The sequence below is a fragment of the Microcoleus sp. MON1_C1 genome (assembly GCF_036701945.1).
Lineage (GTDB): Bacteria > Cyanobacteriota > Cyanobacteriia > Cyanobacteriales > Microcoleaceae > Microcoleus.
On record NZ_JAUBRO010000019.1, the window covers coordinates 34,098 to 54,208 of the forward strand.

General features: G+C 45.3%; 17 protein-coding genes. 7 read left to right on the forward strand and 10 right to left on the reverse strand.

Annotation, left to right across the window (positions count from 1 at the left end):
* Window positions 1-6 precede the first annotated feature (6 nt).
* Both QUA62_RS12890 and QUA62_RS12895 read left to right on the forward strand, forming a co-directional pair.
* Window positions 7-696, forward strand: coding sequence for an ImmA/IrrE family metallo-endopeptidase (locus QUA62_RS12890; RefSeq protein ID WP_333404445.1), 690 nt, complete (start codon window positions 7-9; stop codon window positions 694-696).
* 108 nt (window positions 697-804) lie between these two features.
* Window positions 805-1,647, forward strand: coding sequence for a YheC/YheD family protein (locus tag QUA62_RS12895; RefSeq protein ID WP_333404446.1), 843 nt, complete (start codon window positions 805-807; stop codon window positions 1,645-1,647).
* 333 nt (window positions 1,648-1,980) lie between these two features.
* Here QUA62_RS12895 and QUA62_RS12900 read toward each other — a convergent pair whose 3' ends face one another.
* The gene (locus QUA62_RS12900) at window positions 1,981-2,280 is read right to left on the reverse strand and encodes a hypothetical protein (RefSeq protein WP_333404447.1); all 300 of its coding nucleotides are present in this window, start codon (window positions 2,278-2,280) and stop codon (window positions 1,981-1,983) included.
* A gap of 154 nt (window positions 2,281-2,434) precedes the next feature.
* Between QUA62_RS12900 and QUA62_RS12905 the strand changes: the two genes are divergently transcribed.
* Window positions 2,435-3,481, forward strand: coding sequence for an NAD(P)-dependent alcohol dehydrogenase (locus tag QUA62_RS12905; RefSeq protein ID WP_333404448.1), 1,047 nt, complete (start codon window positions 2,435-2,437; stop codon window positions 3,479-3,481).
* A 309-nt stretch (window positions 3,482-3,790) separates the two neighbouring features.
* On the opposite strand, the gene argS is transcribed toward QUA62_RS12905, so the two are convergent.
* Entirely contained in the window at window positions 3,791-5,548 is a 1,758-nt protein-coding gene (gene argS, locus QUA62_RS12910; RefSeq protein ID WP_333404449.1) for an arginine--tRNA ligase, read from the reverse strand.
* A 349-nt stretch (window positions 5,549-5,897) separates the two neighbouring features.
* On the opposite strand from argS, the gene QUA62_RS12915 reads away from it, so the two are divergent.
* The 3 genes from QUA62_RS12915 to QUA62_RS12925 all read left to right on the forward strand — a co-directional run bounded on the left by QUA62_RS12915 (window position 5,898) and on the right by QUA62_RS12925 (window position 12,331).
* Window positions 5,898-6,293 carry a hypothetical protein gene (locus QUA62_RS12915; protein WP_333404450.1) on the forward strand — a complete coding sequence of 132 codons (396 nt, stop codon included), beginning with the start codon at window positions 5,898-5,900 and terminating at the stop codon, window positions 6,291-6,293.
* A gap of 716 nt (window positions 6,294-7,009) precedes the next feature.
* The gene (locus QUA62_RS12920) at window positions 7,010-8,401 is read left to right on the forward strand and encodes a malic enzyme-like NAD(P)-binding protein (protein WP_333404451.1); all 1,392 of its coding nucleotides are present in this window, start codon (window positions 7,010-7,012) and stop codon (window positions 8,399-8,401) included.
* 120 nt (window positions 8,402-8,521) lie between these two features.
* On the forward strand, window positions 8,522-12,331 hold the full coding sequence (locus QUA62_RS12925; protein WP_333404452.1) for a PAS domain S-box protein: 3,810 nt from the start codon (window positions 8,522-8,524) through the stop codon (window positions 12,329-12,331).
* A 56-nt stretch (window positions 12,332-12,387) separates the two neighbouring features.
* Here the strand turns inward: QUA62_RS12925 and QUA62_RS12930 are convergent, their stop codons facing one another.
* From QUA62_RS12930 to QUA62_RS12950, 5 genes are all read right to left on the reverse strand, one after another.
* Window positions 12,388-13,776: a cytochrome P450 gene (locus QUA62_RS12930; RefSeq protein ID WP_333404453.1), complete on the reverse strand. Its 1,389-nt coding sequence runs from the start codon at window positions 13,774-13,776 to the stop codon at window positions 12,388-12,390.
* A gap of 76 nt (window positions 13,777-13,852) precedes the next feature.
* A complete protein-coding gene (locus QUA62_RS12935) occupies window positions 13,853-14,077 on the reverse strand; it encodes an MAPEG family protein (protein WP_333404454.1) in 225 nt (74 codons plus the stop codon).
* Window positions 14,078-14,410: 333 nt separating this feature from the next.
* A complete protein-coding gene (locus tag QUA62_RS12940; protein WP_333404455.1) occupies window positions 14,411-14,908 on the reverse strand; it encodes a GNAT family N-acetyltransferase in 498 nt (165 codons plus the stop codon).
* A gap of 92 nt (window positions 14,909-15,000) precedes the next feature.
* Window positions 15,001-15,597, reverse strand: a complete 597-nt coding sequence (locus QUA62_RS12945) for a tRNA isopentenyl-2-thiomethyl-A-37 hydroxylase MiaE (protein ID WP_190662242.1) — start codon at window positions 15,595-15,597, stop codon at window positions 15,001-15,003.
* A gap of 17 nt (window positions 15,598-15,614) precedes the next feature.
* The gene (locus QUA62_RS12950; protein WP_333404456.1) at window positions 15,615-17,795 is read right to left on the reverse strand and encodes a tetratricopeptide repeat protein; all 2,181 of its coding nucleotides are present in this window, start codon (window positions 17,793-17,795) and stop codon (window positions 15,615-15,617) included.
* Window positions 17,796-17,894: 99 nt separating this feature from the next.
* On the opposite strand from QUA62_RS12950, the gene QUA62_RS12955 reads away from it, so the two are divergent.
* Window positions 17,895-18,560, forward strand: a complete 666-nt coding sequence (locus tag QUA62_RS12955; protein ID WP_333404457.1) for a glycosyl hydrolase 108 family protein — start codon at window positions 17,895-17,897, stop codon at window positions 18,558-18,560.
* Between the two features lie 179 nt (window positions 18,561-18,739).
* On the opposite strand, the gene QUA62_RS12960 is transcribed toward QUA62_RS12955, so the two are convergent.
* From QUA62_RS12960 to QUA62_RS12970, 3 genes are all read right to left on the reverse strand, one after another.
* Entirely contained in the window at window positions 18,740-18,997 is a 258-nt protein-coding gene (locus QUA62_RS12960) for a hypothetical protein (protein WP_333404458.1), read from the reverse strand.
* A 172-nt stretch (window positions 18,998-19,169) separates the two neighbouring features.
* A complete protein-coding gene (locus QUA62_RS12965; protein ID WP_333404459.1) occupies window positions 19,170-19,382 on the reverse strand; it encodes a hypothetical protein in 213 nt (70 codons plus the stop codon).
* A 166-nt stretch (window positions 19,383-19,548) separates the two neighbouring features.
* A complete protein-coding gene (locus QUA62_RS12970; RefSeq protein WP_333404460.1) occupies window positions 19,549-20,091 on the reverse strand; it encodes a GUN4 domain-containing protein in 543 nt (180 codons plus the stop codon).
* Window positions 20,092-20,111 lie beyond the last annotated feature (20 nt).

The window sequence follows — 20,111 nt, forward strand, 5'->3', positions numbered from 1 at the left end:
CTCATAGTGAGTATCTTTAAGCCGTATTGCTTCTATCCCAAAGAAACGATCGAGCGTTTTGCAAATGACATCTTGATGCAGATGCAGAAAACGCAAAATTTTGCTCCGAGATGGCCTTTTGATGCGACAACGGTTGCTGATTTTCTGGATTTAGGCGTAGTTTGGGAGTGCATTGAGCCGGATGAAGAAGGTGCGATCGCGGCGAGGATTTTGCCGCAGCAGCGGTTAATCGAAATCAACGAACAGATTCTCGAAAAACCGCCGGGTTTCATCGAATCGACGATCGCCCACGAAATCGGCCACTGGGTGCTACACGTCAATCAAGACGAAGCAGACGGCACTGTGGAACAGTTGGAATTAAACTTAGGGAATGAAGGAAAAGCAGCCCAGGATGTCGAGGAACCGTTTGTTTGTCGGGGTGCGAGTGCTGATAATAAGGTTTTGTCGATCGAATGGCAAGCGCAATATTTTGCAAGCTGTTTGTTGATGCCTCGGTGTATTTTGGAGGAAAAAAGACAGGGACGCGATTTAACAAAGTGGTCGCATTTATACAAAATGAGAGATGAGTTGGGAGTGAGCATTTCCAATTTGACAAACCGCTTGCAAGAATTCGATTGGATTTACATTCCCAAGGGAACGCGCGAGATTTATGCCGGGAAAGATGCCGCAAACGGACAGCAGCGGTTGTTTGGATAAAAGTGCGATCCTCTTCGAGGGCTGCGCTAACGAATTTGAGGTTTGAGATTGGGAAGCGATTCTCTAATCTCAAATCTTTAAAATTAATTTCTAATTAAGTTACATTTTATGCTAACCAATATTGAAATCCTGCTGGCAGCTTGTGAGGAATTAAATATCCCTTACGAAATCCTGCATCCTTCCCAAAACTTGATTAGACTCAAACAGGGCGGCGAAGAATATTATTTTGTCAATTACATGACGCCATTTAACAGCGCCTCAGTAGCAGAGATTTTTAAAGACAAAGAATATACCTATCAACTATTAAACGGCAAAATAAATACTCCCAGAACTCTCGGTTTTGTCTCGCCTTACTGCGAGGAGAAGTATAAAAAGTATTTGAGTTCCCCAGATATTGAATCAATAGTTTTAGAAGTAAACAAAAAATTCGCTTTCCCGGTGATTCTCAAAAGAAATCGCGGTGCTGGTGGCAACAATGTTTTTTTGTGTGAAAGTAGAGAGCAAATTAAAGAAGCCCTAGAAATTATATTTAACGTCAACAGTAAAGATTATGACTATGTGGCCCTAGCTCAAGAATATATCGAAATTGCCCACGAATATCGGGCTGTATTCTGCAAAGAAAAGCTAGTTTTGCTGTACGAGAAAGACAAATCTCAGGCTAAATTTGCGGGGAATTTAAGCCCGCTGCACTGGGAAGGTGCAAAAGCCAAACATATAATTAATCCCAATCTCATGTCTGAGATTGAAGATTTTGTTAAACCTGTTTTTGCTGAAATTGCGATTAATTATGCGGGGCTTGACATAGCACTCGATAAAAACGGAGCATATTGGTTGATTGAAATTAACTCAAGTCCCAATTACGATATTTTTGTCAGAGATAACGATCGCCCAATTGTCGTAACAATGTTTAAAGGCATCTTGGAAACCTTAATTGTTAACAAAAAGCCGTAAAGGCTCGATTTTAGAGATGCGCTACAATTAACTAAATTTAAATTTCCAAATAAGTAAAAGTAATGACATCACAACTGTGAGAACTAGAGGGAACTTGGGAAGAGATTCTCGCCCTATCCGAAAAATTTGCTGGACGCAGAGTTGGCGTTATTGTTCTTGCTAACGAAGACGAAGAAGCACTCCCATCTCCAGAAGAAAGCTTTCGGCAAGCATGGCTGGAAATAAAGACAGGAAAAACTAGACCTGTATCGGAACTGTGGGAAGGTATTGATGGAGAGTGAGTCTTTTTCAATTAAGGTTTACTTTGCTGATTAATTTCAGCGCAATTATCGTTTACGGTTGTTTTTCCTTTCTCCGACGACGATGCAGCAAACGCATCACCAGAGAAACTTTGCCAAGGCGAATCCCTTCCTGAATCCCTTCGCGTCTCCCTTGCTCAATCCCTGTCTGCATCCAACTGGTAACAATCTGCATAACCTGCTCCTGTGCCTCTGGCTCAATCCTACCAAGTTCCTCCTGAAACGCTTGCTCCTCCGACTGTGTAAGCGTTAGAGCAACCGCCCCGGCGGTTAGGACGCAGCGATCCTTCATCACTCTCGGATAAATTGACGATTTTTCGAGGATACAGTCCATGAAGATTCAAGGTTTCACCCGAAAGTGACAAAAGAGGGATATAAGCCGAATGGCAGTCACAAATAGGGGAGCAAGGAGACGCGCAGAAAGAAAAGCGCTGTATTGATGTTACATAGTATCATCTTAAAAATTGTGTAAAAAATTTATGCGAAAGATGAAAGCCGCCGTTTTTGTAGAAAAAGGGCGAATCGAAATTCAAGAAAAACCAATTCCTGAGATTGGGCCTACTGATGCACTGATTAAAATCACCACGACGACAATCTGTGGCACAGATGTTCATATACTCAAAGGTGAAGTACCCGTCCAGCCTGGACGGACACTAGGACATGAACCAGTTGGCGTCATTGCAGAACTCGGCGCAGGAGTTCACGGCTATGAAATAGGACAGCGTATTCTTGCTGGTGCTATAACTCCTTGTGGTCAGTGCAATTTCTGTCTTGACGGATACCAAGCGCAGTGCGGCGGTAAGCCACTGGGTGGTTGGCGCTTCGGCAATACCATTGATGGTTCTCAGGCGGAATATATGCTAGTGCCGAACGCAATCGCCAATTTGACTCCCATACCTGACGAATTAACCGACGAACAGGTGCTTATGTGTCCAGATGTTATGAGTACAGGTTTCAGTGGTGCCGAAAGCGGAAATATCAAGATTGGTGATACAGTCGCCATATTTGCCCAAGGACCAATTGGTATGAGCGCAACTGTCGGTGCCAGACTCAGAGGTGCTTCCAAAATCATTGCCGTGAGCAGCAATCCGACACGCCTGAAAATGTCCCAAATGCTTGGCTCCGACATTGTTTTAAATTATAAAGAGTGCAATCCAGTCGAAGCGATCCTGGATTTGACCAATGGTCGTGGTGTAGATGTAGCGATTGAAGCACTCGGTATTCAGGAAACCTTTGAAGCGTGTTTGCGTGTGGTTAAACCCGGCGGAATTGTATCGAGTCTAGGAGTGTATTCTGGAAAACTTACCATTCCTGTAGATGCCTTTGCCGCCGGTATCGGAGATAAGAAAATTGTTACCAGTCTCTGCCCCGGTGGAAAAGAACGTATGCGGCGGCTGATAAATATCATACAGTCCGCTCGTGCCGACCTGAGACCTATGATCACACACAGGTTTAAGCTAGATCAAATAAAAGAAGCGTATGAATTATTCGGCAATCAACGAGATGGTGTGATAAAAGTTGCCATAAACCCATAAATCCATGATTGAAGGGCACTAAGTTAAGCGCGATCGCGCTTACAGAATATTCTCCTTCAATTAAGGTTTACTTTGCCGATGAATTTCAGCGATCGGATATAATCATCGAAAACACGGCAACTCTGGACACGGCAATGCCGTTTCCCTACCCCAAAATAATCATGAGCACTCGATGAGACATATAACCATCGCCTGATTAATTGTAGGGAAACGGCACTGCCGTGTCCAGATTTCGGGTAATATGATTTCTGGTTGCAGCGGTATAGTTCAAGACTTGAGGCGGTTCGTGAGTGCAAAGGGGTTAAAAAATTACATTCTTTCCAAGACCTTAATCCCCAACAACTCCAAACCCAACTTCAAAGTCCTCGCCGTCAAATCGCACAAAATCAACCGCGAAGTCCGCAAGGGTTCCTCAGCTTTCAAAACCGGACATTGCTCAAAAAATTGATTGAACTTTTGACTCAATTCAAACAAATACTGACAAATTCGATTCGGCAACAAGTCCCCGCCCACAGCATTTACAACTTCATTCAACTGCAATAAATGCTTTGCCAATACCAACTCGGGGTCGGATTGCAAAATTACTTTCGCACCAGCATCTAAGTTATCAAAATTAATCTCACCTTTGCGGCGAATTCCCTGCACGCGCACGTAAGCATACAGCATATAAGGAGCGGTATTTCCTTGCAATGCGAGCATTTTGTCGTAACTGAAAATATAGTTACTGGCGCGATTTTGACTTAAATCTGCATACTTAACGGCACTCAAACCAATTGTTCGAGATACGTTAGCAATAAATTCCTCAGTTTCCTGTCTTTCCTCGGCTTTTAATCTGTCTTCCAAATCTTGGCGCGTGCGGACGATCGCCTCATCTAACAAATCCTGCAACCGCACCGTTTCCCCAGAACGAGTTTTTAATTTTTTGCCATCTTCTCCCAATACCAAACCGAAGGGAATGTGGACAATTTCGACATCTTCAGGAATCCAACCTGCTTTTCTCGCAACTGCAAATACTTGGGCAAAATGGTTTGCTTGTCCCGAATCGGTGACGTAAATTAAGCGCTTTGCATTGTCTTTGTGGATGCGGTAGCGCACTGCTGCTAAATCTGTTGTGGCGTAATTGTAGCCGCCGTCGGTTTTCTGCACAATTAGCGGCAGTGGTTCGCCTTCTTTGTTGGTGAAACCGTCTACAAAAACGCATTTCGCGCCGTCACTTTCTACTAGCAAACCTAGATTAGTTAAATCTTCGACTACTGCGGGCAATAGAGGATTGTAAAACGATTCGCCGCGTTCGGTTAATTTGATATCGAGCAAGTCGTATATTACTTGAAATTCGCGGCGCGATTGATCGCACAGCAATTTCCAAGCGCGGCGGGTGTCTTCGGCGCCTGCTTGCAGTTTTACTACTTCTTGGCGGGCGGTTTCTTTGAAGGTTTCGTCTGTGTCAAAGCGCTGTTTTGCTTGGCGGTAAAATGCGACTAAATCTCCTAAGTCTAGGGCGTCAGCGGTTGTGAGGGCTTCGGGGTGAACTTCGCGCAAGTATGCGATCAGCATTCCGAATTGGGTGCCCCAGTCGCCGATGTGGTTGATTCTGAGTACGTCGTGGCCTTGAAATTCGAGGATGCGGGCGATCGCATCTCCGATGATTGTCGATCGCAAATGTCCGACGTGCATTTCCTTGGCTATATTCGGACTCGAAAAGTCGATCGCGATTGTCTGAGGCGTTTTCGCCGGTTCAACCCCCAAACGCGAGTCGCCGGCGATCGCACTAATTTGCGCTTCCAAATAAGCCGGTTTCAGCTTCAAATTGATAAAACCCGGCCCGGCGATTTCTGGGGTTTCGCAGATGTCAGTAATATCTAGGTGTTCGATAATTGTCGAGGCGATCGCCCGCGGCGGCTTTCCTAACTTTTTCCCCAAACTCATCGCCGCGTTGCACTGAAAGTCCCCAAAGTTGGGATTGCTGGCGGCGGCTAGCATCGGATCTGCACCTGCATAACTGTCGCCGAATGCAGCGGTGAATGCTTTTTCAAATTTTGCTTTTAACTGTTGGGCGATCGAGTTCATCTTGAATATTTTGATTGGATGTTTATTTTAAACTCTAGATTCAGCACTTTTTGCCAATAATACTTTTACTACGTAGGTAATTTCCCTCTGGTTCTCTCCCTCTGGCCCTCTCCCCCTCTCCTCACCTACTAGGAAATTTTGTACTTAGCTTTGAGCTGCGGATGCGATAAACATCACTGGCAGCGCTAACACACAGTACATTTTATCACAGTTGCGATCGCTACACAAATTTAAAAATGTCACATCAAGTCCATGATCTCGATCGCTTGATCGTTTAGTTAAATCCCTTACATTAAGGTATGTTAAAATTTTTTCAATGCACCCAAAAATCCTACGAAAGGAAGCAGTTATGTTATCTCAACCTATTTTTGGCGATCGCTCTCTGACCCAAGTCTTTTATCAAGCAGTAATCGATCGCTTCTACGACGGTTTCAGTCTCTCCACCCAAGCACTATTGCGAGAGTCTACCCTCGGCTTCGCCCCTTGTCCCGATGGAGTCAAAACCTTTTTCATCATCGCGCCGAGTCTGGATGCAGCAGAGCAACTAATTGACAAAATGGACAGTATTTTGGAGCGAGTTGCCGAACTCATGGCAGGAGTCGGACAGGTTGCCCTGTGCATACTTCCCGCCGGCAGCGAGGCAGAGCAATCAGTCGATCTGCAAAACTTAGAAAAAGTTCCCCCGGATTGTCTGGCTTGCAAATTCTTTACTATTATATGGGCCGATGCTGCGGCCGATCGATAAAATTGACAGTTAGCAACCAGCAACTGTGCACGGTTCGGCCCAAGCTGTGCCTGTGCCGGCGCGGGATAGATTGTCTGTTAGTTACAGTCGCTGGAATTATCGGGCAAAGCGTGCAGGTAATTAGATCGTTTGCAAGGTTGCACTCGCAATCCTTGGCAAGTGTTAAACAAGCAGGCAACATATATATATCAAATGCCCGCTTGTCAGTCGCTCAGATTTTTACCTGCAGGCTCAAGCAGCCGTGCATCTACTTTTTAACTCCCCAATAAAGGCCACCAAAAAGCCGCATCAACTCTCCTGGGTGTCTCGCTTCAAAAGACAGCAGCAGGAATTAGGCGGTATCGCTGGAGAATAGACTTTTGGGAAATATCTGCTGATGTTCAGAATAAACAGAAATATTCTCAAAAATAGATAAGACTTGCGGACGTTGACATTAGAAACCGGATTTCTAGCCCCGCGCTTCATATTCGCGGTTCGCGGCGAACTTGACAGAAAATAGGCTGTTTGTGAGCGAGTCACAAGCTATACACAGAGGAAAGCTCTACTCAAAAAAAGATGAGTTTCCCAGCGACACGCTTGGCAGTGCAGAGCGCTCGTATCACAAGCTCATAGAATTTGTTAAAAATTTCAGTTGAAAATGTGAATTATTAAATTTTATGCATAACATTGGCGATAAAATCTAAGATTGAAATTCTCAAATCTGAAATCAAGACATAATGGTAAAACTGACACCGAACCCCAGCTTTAGTTTAACAATTCGGGTTGCTCTGCCGAACCGGCCGGGAATGCTGGCAACAGTCACCAGTGCGATCGCATCTGTTGGCGGCAACTTCGGCCAAATCGATTTGATCGAGCAAACCCGCGCCACTACCATTCGCGATATCACCGTCGATGCTTACAGCACCGAGCACAACGAAGAAATACTCCAAGCAGTGAAAGCGCTGCCGGATATCAAAGTGATCGATGTGTACGATCGCACTTTCAACTTGCACCGCGGCGGAAAAATCAGCGTAGTTAGCAAAATTTCCCTCAAACGCCAGTCAGATTTGGCAATGGCCTACACCCCTGGAGTCGGCCGCATCTGCACTGCGATCGCCAATGACCCCCAACAAGTTTACAACCTCACAATCAAACAAAATACTGTTGCCATTGTTACCGACGGTAGCGCAGTTTTGGGGCTGGGAAACCTCGGCCCTGCCGCCGCACTGCCAGTCATGGAAGGCAAAGCCATGCTATTTAAAGAATTTGCAGGTATTGACGCCTTTCCTATCTGTTTGAATACCCAAGATACCGAGGAAATTATTCGCACAGTGCAGAATATCGCCCCGGTTTTTGGTGGCGTTAACCTCGAAGATATTTCTTCTCCCCGCTGCTTTGAAATCGAAGCAAGATTGCGGGAAAGCTTAGATATTCCGATCTTTCACGACGACCAGCACGGCACAGCGATTGTTAGTTTGGCAGCATTAATTAATGCCTTGAAACTCGTGAAAAAAACAATAGAAGAAGTGTGTATCGTGATTAACGGAGCCGGTGCGGCAGGAGTCGCGATCGCCCGCTTGCTGCGTAAAGCAGGTGCCCAAAACATCATCATGTGCGACTCCAAAGGCGTCCTCTCCCAAGACCGCACGGATATGAACCCAGAAAAACTAGAATTTGCTGTGGCTTCGAGCGGTACTTTGGAAGATGCCATCGCCGGTGCCGATGTATTTTTAGGCGTCAGCGCCCCCGGCGTAGTCACCCGTTCGATGGTGCGTTCCATGGCCGAGAATCCCATTGTTTTTGCAATGGCAAATCCCATTCCCGAAATTCAGCCAGAATTAATTGTGGAAGATGCGGCGATTATCGCAACCGGACGCAGCGACTACCCGAATCAAATTAACAATGTTTTGGCATTTCCGGGGATATTTCGAGGTGCTTTGGACTGCAAAGCAACCACGATTACGACCAGTATGTATTTGGAAGCAGCTTATGCGATCGCCTCTTTAGTCAGTCCTTCCCAGCTTGACAAAGAGCACATTATACCGTCTGTTTTTGATGAAAGAGTTGCCATTGCTGTCGCCGGTGCAGTGCAGTTGGCCGCCAGATCCGAAGGTATTGCCCGCGATTAATAGAAGGAAGAAGGAAGTCATCCTTCTTCCTTCTTCTCTCTTGCTTAATGAAGGATAAAAGTTACAGCAATAAACAACGTGAAAAGATATAATTAAATAAACCAAGTCCAGCTAGGTCAGATGCAAAGCCAGTTAGGAAAAGCCAAGCGCGATCGCTCCCGCCGCCAATTGTTAGAACTCAGCCCGATAGGGCTGGCATTGTGCCGGACGGACGGGACTCTTCTCGACGTAAATCCAGCTTTTGCAAGTATTATCGGCCGCACAGTGGCAGAAACTCTTCACCTCAACTACTGGGAAATTCAGCAAACGCAGTGCGCGGATAGCTGCACGGGTCTTTGCGAAGCAGCATACAAACATAAAAACAACCATCTCGTACCCGTGCGAGTTTCTGAGCGGGCTATTGAAACAGGGGGAGAGTGTGCGATTTGGCTGAGCGCTGAAGAAATTTTTAATCCTGAGCCAGAAAATAGCGAGCCGCTGGAATCAGCGCCGCCGCACAGCCATTCACATCTGGGAAAATTGCTGACAAAGCAGACTGCCGAAGTGGAAAAAACTCAGAAACTACTCGAAGAAAAAATCGCCGAACTGGAACAGGCTCAAGAAAAATTGCGTCTCCAAAGTCAAATTATCGACCAAATCCACGAAGCGGTGATTTCTACAGATATGGACGGCTCGATCACCTTTTGGAATCAAGCCTGCCAAAAGTTATACGGCTATGAAAAAACTGAGGCTATCGGACAGCACATTTCTCTAATTTACCCGCCCGAACAGCACGAATTTTTGTTAGAGCAAGTCATCAAACCGCTACAAGAAAAAGGCGAGCATGAAATAGAAGTTATAACACGCCATAAATCAGGAGAAAAAATTTCCTCGCACCTGATGCTTTCGCTCTTGAAAGACAAAACGGGAGAAGTTGTGGGAATGATGGGTTCTTTAACAGATCTCAGCATTTGCAAAGCTTTAGAACAAGAATTAGCACAGAGACAAGCACTATTTGATGCCTTTTTGAAGGAGGCGCCGGCGGGACTTTGCATTTTGGACTCCCAACTGCGGTACGTGCAAATTAATCAATTTCTAGCAGAAATAAATTGCCTGAGTCCTGAAGAGCACATAGGCAAGGCTGTACGCGAAATATTGCCGAATATCGCTCCAATTGTAGAGCCTTTGTACGAACAAATTTTGAGGACGAAACAACCCTTAATTAATATCGAGATGAGTGGTGACAATCCCAGAAAGCCTGGGTTTGTCCGACACCTGACAGGCTCTTATTTTCCCTTGCTAGACAAAGATGGCGAGGCTCTCGGCATCGGTGCAGTCATAATTGACATTAGCGCTCGCAAACAAGCAGAAGCTGCGCTGCAAAAAAGCGAACAGCTTTACCGCACTATGGCAAGCAATTTTCCTAACGGTGCGGTGATGTTGTTCGATCGAGAAATGCGCTTCACCCTCGTAGAAGGTACAGAATTAGCAGCCGTGGGGCTTTCCAAAAAATTGATGGAAGGCAAGACAATAAGGGAAGTATTCGAGCCAGATTTTTGCGGTGCCCTCGAGCCAAATTATCGGGCGGCACTGGCCGGAGAAACAGTTGTTACAGAATTTATTTACAGGGATCGGGTTTACCTCGGTTATACTTTGCCAGTCAGAAACGAACGGCAAGAAATTATCGGCGGATTGCTAATGACTCAAAACATTACGGCTCGCCAATTAGCAGAAGAAAAACTCAGAGAAAGCGAGGAAAAATACAGGTGCATTGTCGAGACAGCAGACGAAGGAATTTGGATGATAGATACGGATGGTAAAACTACTTTTGTCAACCAAAAAATGGCCGATATGCTCGGCTGCACTCCACAGGAAATGATCGGGCAGTCGCTATTTGCTTTCATGGATGCAGAAGGCATCGCACTCGCACAAGCCAATCTCAACCGCCGCAATCAAGGAATTCGCGAACAACACGATTTTAAGTTCCTTCGCCGAGACGGCAGCGACTTGTGGGCGATACTTTCTACTAATCCCTTGTTAGACAAAAAGGGACACTATGTGGGCGCTTTGGCAATGGTTGCCGACATTACCAATCGCAAGCAAACAGAAGCCGCATTGCAGCAGTCGGAAGCCAAGTTTCGATCGCTCTACGAATTAACCAGTTTGCCCGTTTTGATGTTATGCGACAATGGCATCACCGATGCCAACACAGCCACCCTAAAACTATTTGGCTGTACTACGCCGCAACAGTTGTACGGCAAAAACCCCGGCCAACTGTCGCCTCCTTTCCAACCCAACGGCAGAGATTCTTTGAGCTTTATTAACGAAATGATGGATCTCGCCTTTGAGCGGGGAAACCACCGTTTTGATTGGGTTTATCAGCGCTTAGACGGTACAGATTTTCCCGCAGAAGTCGTGCTGACAATCATCGAGGTTGGAAATGAAAAAATTATCCAAGCAGTTATCCAAGATTTAACAGATCGCAAACTTGCGGAAGAAACTTTAGTGCGATCGGAACAAGCGCTCAGACAACAAGCTCAGCGAGAACTACTGCTCAATCAAATTGCCAACCAAATCCGCACTTCTTTAGATTTAGATACAATTGTAGAAACCGCCGTTCAAGAAATTCGCAATTTGATGCGCTTAGATTGGTGCATTTTCACTTGGTATCGCCCCAACACGAATCCTCCGGTTTGGGACGTAACTTACGAAGCGAAGAATGCAGATTTGCCGAGTATACTCGGCACTTATCCTGTAGATGACAAATCTCGGCTCGCAGTGCGACAGATTTTGCGGCGAGAAATTCTGCGAATAGATGATGTCAGCACTTTTGAAGATGTAGAATTGCGCGAACTTTTCCAGGCTTCAAAATTTCAATCCGTGCTGTCGCTGCCAATTCATACTGCTTCCGGCGATATTGGGGTGATTACCTGCTATCAGACCCTATCCATGCGAAATTGGAGCGAATCGGAAGTCGAACTGATGCAAGCGGTGGTCGCTCAAATTGCGATCGCGATCGACCACGCCGAACTCTACACCCAAACCCGCACAGCGGCCCGATTAGCTCAAGCTCAAACTCAACAGCTAGAACAAACTTTACACGAACTCCAACGCACCCAAACTCAATTAATTCAAAGTGAAAAAATGTCGAGTTTGGGACAATTAGTAGCAGGTGTCGCCCACGAAATTAACAACCCGGTTAACTTTATTTACGGCAATCTCAGCTACACCAGCGAATACACTCAAAACTTGCTAAAAATGCTGCAACTTTACCAGAAGGAATACCCGCAGCCTAGCGCAAGAATTGTAAATGCAAGGGAAGACTTTGAAATTGATTATCTTATTGAAGATTTACCGAAAATTTTAGCATCTATGAAAGTCGGAGCCGATCGCATCCGCGACATAGTTTTGAGCCTGCGGACTTTCTCAAGACTTGACGAAGCCGAAATGAAACAAGTTGACATTCACGAAGGCCTGGAAAGCACGCTGCTGATTTTGCAAAACCGCCTGAAACATAAACCCGAGCACCCGACAATTAATGTGATTAAAGAATACGGTAATTTGCCTTTAGTGGAATGTTATCCCGGTCAGTTAAATCAAGTATTTATGAATTTGTTGAGCAATGCGCTAGACGCCTTGGAAATGGAGATAAAGGAATCCAATCGCACCGCCAAAAATCTCGCAATTACGATTCGCACCCAAGTAACCGACACTAACAGCGTTGCCATATGGATAGCTGACAGCGGCCCCGGGATGAGCGAAGATGTGCAAAAGCGCTTGTTTGACCCGTTTTTCACTACTAAACCCATTGGCAAAGGAACTGGCTTAGGATTGGCGATTTCGCACTCTATTATAGTAGAAAAACACGGCGGCAAACTTTCTTGCAATTCTGTATTGGGAGAAGGTTCCGAATTTGCGATCGAAATTCCTATGCGGCAAAAAATAAATTAAAACCCGTTGCATTGATATCATATCATCTCCGCTCGCTCCACCGGATTTGATAGGATTCAAATCCTACTCTTTACCACCAAACGCACACCACCAGCGGGTGCCATTGTCAAACCCCGGCGTACTGGCAAAACCGGACGATTTTCTGCAAGTTCTAAAGAGTATCGTGACAGCACTTTCGCCAATACTAACTTCATTTCAAACATTGCAAATGCCGTGCCAATACAGCGGCGGTTCCCTCCCCCAAACGGCAAATATTCGTAAGGCGAAAATTGCCTTTCTAGAAAACGTTCTGGTTTAAAACGCTTTGGTTCCGGGTAAATATCCGGTCGATGGTGAACCAAATAAATGCAGGTAGAAAGTATCATTCCTTGGGGAATATTATAACCCATTAACTGCATCGGAGCTTGCAGAAGGCGCGGAAATGTAAAAAATAGGATCGGATAAATCCGCAGGGTTTCGCAACAAACAGCATTCAAATACGGGAGTTTACTTATTTCCGCAGGCTCGCAATTTTCGACATTAATAGAATTGAGTTCTTGGAGCAGGTTTTTACGGACTTCTGGGATGTAGTGAATCCAATACAAAGCCCAGGCTAAAGCTGTGGCTGTAGTTTCGTGTCCTGCGAATAAGATTGTCATTAATTCATCCCGCAATTCAACGTCGCTCATCGGCTGTCCTGCTTCGTCACTAGCGGAAATTAACAAGCTCAGGATGTCTTCTCCCAAGGGTTGAGATAGAGTTTTGCGTTCGCGGATTTCTTGATAAAGCAGTTCATCTAAACGCTGTCTTTGTCGAATAAATCCTCCCCAAGGACTCCAAGCACCTAAATCTTTTTGCAACGACTTGATAAACAAAAAGGTAGCGCTTAATGGATTGCTAAACAGGCTGAACATATTAGTAATTAGTTGCTGAATTTGCTGGTAGCGTTCTCCTTCGCTCAGCCCGAAAACCGCGTGCAAAATTACTTCCAAGGAAATTTCCTGCATAGTTGATTGCGCGATAACCGAGTTACCAGGAGTCCAATTATTAATTACTTTTTCGGTGGTATTGCAGATGATTTGTCCGTAAGCTTTCATGCGTTCACCGTGAAAAGGTGGCATTAAAAGTTTGCGCTGCTGCAAATGTCGATCGCCATCTAACAACAATAACGAATTGGAGCCTACTAAAGGTAGCGCTATCTGGTTTCCCGTACCGGATTCAAAGAGTTTGGAATCGGCTGTAAAAATTTCTTGAATAGCTAAAGGATGGCTAATAATTACTTGCGGCGGAAAGTTGCTGAATTTGCTGGTAAAAAAATCGCCGTAGCGCTGATAATTATTATCTAAATAATACAGAGGATTTAAAATTCCCCGCACTGTCTGAACAAATCTAGCGCCTTTAGGGCCGTCTAGCAATTTGTTGGTAGCCTGATTTTGAGACTGAGAGTTTTCTGTGGGGATAGTCATTTATTTTCCTCCTAGTTTTAGGGTTTCATAGGACTAATGAAAGCATAAGTCTTATTTCAAACAACTCTCACATCCCTCAGCTATTAAAAAATACTACGCGGTAAGCATCATAAATTAGTACGGCAATAGTAGCATACAGAGTAACTCCCAGGCCAAAAGCTCGATCGCGCCGATCTTTGAGATAGCCTATCCAAAACGCTATCCTTCCGAAAACAAACAAAGTTGCCAAAATTGGAATCAGCTTGATGCTGTAAGCATCTAAAAAGGTAGAAAGAATTAAACTGCCTACAAAAAACAACACAAATTGCTCTCTTCCTGTTGATCAGATAACGCAAATGAATCCGCATTGCTTTTGATTCGGCATTTGCTAAAGGGTTGATGGCTGCGCTGCTAAATCTACCGTTCCCAACTGCAACTATGCCAGCAAACAACATCAGTAGCGGAAAGATTTGGCAGCGAAGGGTAAAAATTAGGCGCGACTCTGGGGTATTGAAGGGCGGTAGGGGCAGCGCTATCACAAAATAACCAATCAGTACAAAGGTAAGGGAGAAGATAAAAGCAGAAATGACTCCCCGAAAAACTATTTGCTGTTGTTGATTGAAACTGAGTAAATTAATCATTGTTTACACAAACCTTATTGTAGGTTTTTTCTACCTAAAGATTTTACGTAAACCCGATCGCACCTTGGCGTCTCCACACCCGTTGTCGGTAGATATCCGCTATTTTCGTACATTCTCACAGCTTCTTTGAGAATGCTAGCAGTTTCAATCCAGATTTCATCAAAACCGCGAGCGATAATTTTACTTTCCAATTCTTGCAGTAAAAATTTCCCCAAACCTTGTCCTCTTGCTGGGGGCAAAATATACATTTTGCGAATTTCCACAGCATTATTTCCGCGCTCAATCGGATAGTAAGCCGCCGTACCGACTATTTTATCCTGCCGTTCAACTACCCAAAATTCGCCGCCTTGATTGTGATAATGTAGTTCTACATCATAGACATCTCGATCTGCCCCGTGAGGTTCGCATTTTAAACCGTATTCTGCTAAAACATCCCTAATTAAATAGAACGCCTCAGCGCGATCGCGGGTTTCCCAGGAACGAATTAAAAAATCGAGATGTTGGGTTTTCATTAGTGGTTGCAACTTAATATTTATTTGTTGACTTTAGCAACTGTAAAAATATTGATTTTTTGTGTTTTACAGTCTTTAAATGCACCTAGCTTTTAACTGTGAATTCTCGGTTCAGGATGAAGTATTGCCAGCAACTCGCTCTCTACTAATGATAATTCCTCCAACCTCTGCATCACAATATCCCGATCGAAATAAGTTGTTGCCAAAATCCAATATACACCGTAATGGCGCGCCTCCGAAGCCATCAAACTGCGGTAAAACTTAGCTAATTCCGCGTCGGGACAACGATCGCCCAGCAGCCCCAACCGTTCGTGACTGCGCGCTTCTATCAAACCAGAAACCAACAAAGAATCCAAAAGTCTTTCGGGTTCCTGCTTGCGAATTTGGGCGGACAAACCAGCACCGTAAGGAGGTGCAGCCAAAGGGCCTAAAGCAATGCTGCGCTTTTCTAACCGCTGGTTGACTTGCTCGAAATGCTCTAATTCTTCGCGGGCGATCGCCGTTAGCATCCTCACCAATTTTTCCCTTGCTGGGTAGCGAAACATTAAATTTAACGCTACTCCCGCCGCTTTCCGTTCGCAGTGAGAATGGTCTAATAAGATTGTATCCAAATGGGCGATCGCCTGTTCTACCCAAGCTTCCGAAGTCGGCTGTTTTAAAAACTTAATAGTTGGCTGTGTTGAAGTCATTAGTCATTAGTCAGCATTTATCCTATTTTACCTAATTTTTCAAACACCGCATACATATCACCAGCAAACTTTTTCGGATTCCACAGCGGGGACAAATTGGCTGGAAGTTTAGATTTCAGCAACTGTGCTTTAATTGCATTTCTCAATTCACGTTCTTTACCCAATTTCACACCAACTTCCACGTATTCCGACCAAGACCAAGCCACACCAGTTTCAATTCCCAAAGCCTGCAAAAACGAATAACCCATTCTCGACAAAAATTGCTCTCCTGTGCGAGTCACCACTGGCAAATTAAACCACAAAGCCTCTAAAGTGTGAGTTCCTCCGTTGTAAGGATAAGAATCTAACAAAACATCGGCCAGCAAATAGATAGTTCTGTGTTCTTCCTCAGTAGCAAACCTTGGCAAAAACTTAATTCGGTGCTTGCTCACTTTCTCAGCTTCGCAAGCTTGGTGATATGCAGCCTCAAACACCGCAGCATCGCCTAAAGCTTTGTGAATTAAAATACTGTTTGGCACTTGTTTGAGAATCGCAACTTGGGCTTGTACCAACTCGTGATTGAATTTTCTGCCTGGTGCAACGCACAGGTAAACTATCTGATCCAAACCGATCCGATTCGACCTTCTCAAAGCAACGGGATCGACTCCATACCTCTGAAAACCGGACACCGCTACAAAGGAATCCGGCATCCTAATTAGCTGCTCGTCATAATATTTTTCCCGCCCGGCTGGGTGCGAGTGCCAGTCTGTAAGAAAGTAATTTTCCGGCGATAGGTAAGGGGCGTCAAATCCCAGCCAAGAAACACAAACTGGTGCGGGTTTTTGGTAGAGAATGTCAGCGTGAACTGGTACGCTGAGAGAATCTAAATCAACTAAAACGTCCAATTCATCTTGCTGAATTTTGTCGATAATTTCTGCGGAATTGGCAAGTCCGTTCGGGTAGGTTGTCGGAAAAGTCAGTTTGCCCCAAGTTTCAAATTGCTGAGTGCGATCGTCAGGAATAATTCTTTCGGAAGCGTACAAATACACATTGGGTGTGATTTCGGACAATTCGCGAATGATGTCAGCGCTGCACCAACCTACAGAATGGCGGCTGAAGTGATTGGACAAAAAGCCGATTTTTAACTTGCTGGATGGAACACTTGGTTTGAAACTGTAATTGGCGGGTTGAGAAAAATTAGGTTTAATACATTGGTCGATATACTTTTGGGCAATTAATCTGTAAAGTTGTGAGTTGGCTGCCAAGTCATCTCGCAAATAGGGCGTGCTGAATAACAAGTTTGCATAAAGCGATTTAATTTCCACCGGGCTAGCGGTTTCTAAGTTTTGCTGCAAGTACGACTCTAGCTCTAAAAATCGATCGCCCGCAATTTGATTTAATCCCGACACTTGATAGGTGCTGATGAAGTAAATCGCGGTCATAATTGGATCTGTCTCGCCACACATTTGGCTGTATTGGTGCACGGCTTGCCGCGCGGCAGCTAAATTGCTAGTATCTCTGAGGATGCCGCACAAATGTTGGTGGGCAGAAATAAAATCTGGTTTAATTTCTAGGGCTTTTTGAAGGTTGGGTATTGCGTCTTTAAATTGACCCTGGTGGCGCAAAACTCGGCCAATTTGACAGTATGCTTCGGCTAAATCGGGTTTGAATGCGATCGCCTGCTGCCATGCAGCCACCGCCTCATCTAACTTCCCTTGCCGCGCTAATTTATCTCCTAAATTTAAGTGAAAATCTACCTCAGCAAGCTGGGGATTGAGTTCGAGAGCTTTTTGCTCGTATGCTACCGCTGCATCCGGCTGCCCCTGCTGTTTCAGTGCCCCTGCCAAATTCCAGTAAGCAGCAGCCAAATTAGGTTTAAGTTCGATCGCCTTTTCGTAATTGACAACCGCCTCCACCAAATGCCCTTGTTTGTAGAGCATACTGCCCAAATTAGCATAAGCCTCAGCAAAATCGGGATTCAGAGCGATCGCCTCGGAATAAAACCGCATCGCTTCCTCAATTTGGCCGCTTGCTTGCTGCACATTGCCCATTGTCACGTAAGCCGCCGCCCAATCCGGTTGCAATTCCAGAGCTCGGCGACAAGCAGCGACGGCTGCTGCTAAATTGCCTTGAGAGTAATAGGTTTCTGCAACGACTGTCAGCGATGCTGCATCTTCAAATTGGGGTGTTTCGGATTGGTTGGGAAAATCGGACTTCATTTGGCGGCCTATCTGTGCTATCAAGTTAAAGGTTGAATCTATATTATTTTGAAGAGTAGCAGTTTTAGCGGAATTACGGGCGATCGTCACACAGAATTTATGAGCGACAAGCAAGCGACACAGCGCCAACATAACATCAAGTGGAAACCAAACCTCCTGCTGGGGATACTCTTGTTAACCTTAGCAATCCCCTTACCCTTTGCCCAAAAGACTTTCGCACAGCAGCAGACAGCCAGCTTTCGGCAGAAATTATTTCAAACTGCTCTTTATTTCACCCTATATTTTGAGGGTGGATTCAGCAATCACCCTGCCGATAAGGGCGGCAGAACTTATCGGGGCGTTTTGCAAACGGAATACAACGCCTACCGCTACAGTCGTGGGCTTCCGCCCCTCGACGTGACGCAGATGTCGGAAGCAGAGCTCCTAGAAATTTATAAATATTACTGGGATTCGAGCCTCTCGGGCACGATGCAGCCGGCTTTGGCGATCGTCATGTTTGACACCGCCGTTAATTTCGGTATTAATAACTCAATTACCTTTCTTCAGCAAGCCTTAGGATTGCCGCAAACGGGAGTTTTTGATGCCCGCACCAAGGAAGCGCTGAAAGGGGCAAATAACAGAAATACCGCGCTGCAAATGATTAATGAACGAATTATTTACCGCTACAAAAGGGTGCAAGAAGATCCGACTCAGATGGCTTTTTTCCGGGGTTGGCTGAGTCGAGATTATAGTTTGTGGGGCTATGTGAATAAGATTAAAAATTAAGCGGATTCATTTGTAAATAAGCCTTTGAGGGCGGGCTATAAGAACCCAACCCCTACTCCCCACAAGAAAATTTGATATTTGTGGAACAGGCCAGAAAGCCTGTTGCTAATATTTGTGGAACAGGCCAGAAAGCCTGTTGCTAATATGTGTGGAACAGGAATCTTGCCGGTTTCCATAAATTATCGACGGTGAAATTCTACTTGGTTTTCGAGAATCCGCACGTCAAAACGAGCAAGGAAATTTTGCCCTAAAAGTCCTTCGGCTGCTCGATCGCCGAGCGCCACTTGGATGTGGTACACAACAGCGGTTTGCACTGCTAAAGATGGCACCGAACCTAAATCAAATTCCACAACGCTACCGTCAGCAACTGCCTCCTGGCAGCGGCCAGACGGCACGATTGTCAGCGCATCAGCCATCCTGCGGGTAATCAGCGTCATGCCTGCTAAGGTCGGACAAAGCTTCTGAATATTCGCCCAGATCGACCGCTTCGCGAGCTTCCTCGAAGAAAAGCGGGGAGGACAAGTGTTTTGCCGAATTTAGCAAGCGCGTGTCTGCGATCGCATTTTCGAGGTCAACGATCTGCGACTGAATTGAGACCCGTTCCCCAAATTACCTCGCCGTCGGCTGCAAGCGCATCGCTTCCTTGTAATCGGCGATCGCACCTGGAAAATCCTGGAGTTTTGCGCGCACTTGTGCTCGGGGCCGATAAGCTTGTGCGAACTTAGGATTTTTTTTGATAATGCGATCGAGGCTTTGGAGAGATCCTGCTAAATCTCCAGTTTCTATCTGTTTTAAGGCCTTTTCATAGTCTGCTTGGCTCATATATTTCTCAGCATATATAAATTGCCTGCTTTTTCAACAATAATAGATTTTTAAAGGAAGCAGAAGTATGAAAGCAAAAGAACGTAAAACGCTCTCGCGCTTTAGATACCCGACTTCTTAAAGAAGTCGGGTATCTGGGTGTTCTGTTTTTTTTATGCTGGTCTACTTACTTGCCGCAATTAGCAAAAGTAGAGAACAAGTTATAACCTTGAACTTTCCACGCTTGCCATGTATTCCGGGTGCCAAAAAGAATCTGCATAGTTGCATCTCCATCAACGTAGCTTTGCCAACCTAATGCAGCAACAGTTGGGTACTGAGCTGGAAAATCCCCTAGCATAGGAGTTGCTTGCGGGCCTAGTTTCCATCCTACCTTTTCGCTAAATTCTTTAATTTCACCTTCGCAAGTTTTACAATTTAAACCGTTGCTCGTCTTCTGCCAAATCTCTAACTGCGGGGTCAAACCGTATTTGTTATTGCTGTGTTGCATCCACAATTGGTCGATCGCGCGGAGGTTCGGACAAGACGTGGGGTTGTTGCGGAGTAGAGAGACGGTTTCGCGATCGGCGTCGTCCCATTTCTTAGCTTCTAATAAGGTTTGTAGTTGCCTGAATTCGCTGCTGGTTTCTTGTGCGCGAACTCGAAAAGCTGGCTGCAAAACAGCAACAGATGCGGTGATGAATACTAGGATCACTTTTCCAAATTTAAACATGATGCCCCTCCCGGTAAAAG